The organism is Bartonella sp. LB28NMGDW, from assembly GCF_042194435.1.
Classification (GTDB): Bacteria; Pseudomonadota; Alphaproteobacteria; order Rhizobiales; family Rhizobiaceae; genus Bartonella; species Bartonella grahamii.
Map to the genome: position 1 here is coordinate 1 of NZ_JBHIMX010000103.1, position 1,067 is coordinate 1,067.

Here is a 1,067-nt window from a genome sequence, read left to right on the forward strand (position 1 = left end):
TGATATTTTTCGCATATGATTCTCCATAAAAAAAGCCCCGCAAAAGCAGAGCTGGATTAAAAAATTGACATCTTTCCTATTCGGAAAGATAGCTTGGTTAAGCTTCATGTCGCTTTTTCATTGGAATAAAAGAAGATTTTTTCTCAACTTTTAATTTCTTTCTTGACAAATATTCGTTTATAAACGAATATACATCATGTTTGAAATACGTCACTACCTTACTTCTGATGGCAAAGACTTGATAGCTGATTGGCTGCGAAAGCTCCGTGATATGCAGGCTAAAACTGCAATTATTCGCCGCCTTAATCGTTTAGAGCAGGGAAACTTTGGCGATTTCAAGCCGCTTCGTGAGGGTGTTCATGAATTGCGTATTAATGTTGGTCCTGGCTACCGAGTTTATTATGTCCAATCTGGAAAGACCGTATTGTTGCTATTATGCGGTGGCAGCAAAAAAACACAAGAGACTGATATCACTCGTGCATGTGCTTGCTGGCGTGATTGGCAAAACCGTGAAGATTAAAGGAGTGCAAAAATGAAAGACCGTAACCATGATGATGCAATGGCAGAAATATTCCGTGGTGATCCTGAGTTGGCAGCAGCTACCCTTGATGCAATCCTAGCAGATGGTGATCAGGGTGAGCTGCTTGTAACTCTACGCCAAATGGCCAAAGCTTATGGTGGTGTTCAAGCTGTAGCTAAAGCAGCCAACTTGAACCCAACACAACTTTACCGTACACTTTCAGAAAAAGGTAATCCAGAGTTCCGCAGCTTGAATGCTTTACTGCGTACCATGGGGTTTCGTTTGGCTGTACAGCCTCTTGAACGACCAGTTCCACACGTGTAACTTTAGTGTCCACTCCCCACCTTTAAAGATGGGGAAGGGAGGTACTTAAGCAATCTTTTTAATGAGGGGCTCTAAATCTGGTTTATAACCTATCATGTATCCTCTTCGTCCATATGGATTACGCCGTCTCCTTCGTCGCATGCGTCTGGTGGGGCGTTTGGATCAAGGGTATCGTCCTTGTCTGGTGTTGTGTTTGCAACGTTTCCAGCCGCATCTTCTTGTG

At 43.1% G+C, this 1,067-nt stretch carries 2 protein-coding genes; both read left to right on the forward strand.

The window, feature by feature from the left end; genetic code table 11:
• Positions 1-196 precede the first annotated feature (196 nt).
• Positions 197-520: a type II toxin-antitoxin system RelE/ParE family toxin gene (locus ACFIKG_RS09420; RefSeq protein ID WP_015857128.1), complete on the forward strand. Its 324-nt coding sequence runs from the start codon at positions 197-199 to the stop codon at positions 518-520.
• 12 nt (positions 521-532) lie between these two features.
• Positions 533-844, forward strand: coding sequence for a DNA-binding protein (locus tag ACFIKG_RS09425; protein WP_375627110.1), 312 nt, complete (start codon positions 533-535; stop codon positions 842-844).
• Positions 845-1,067: the final 223 nt, after the last annotated feature.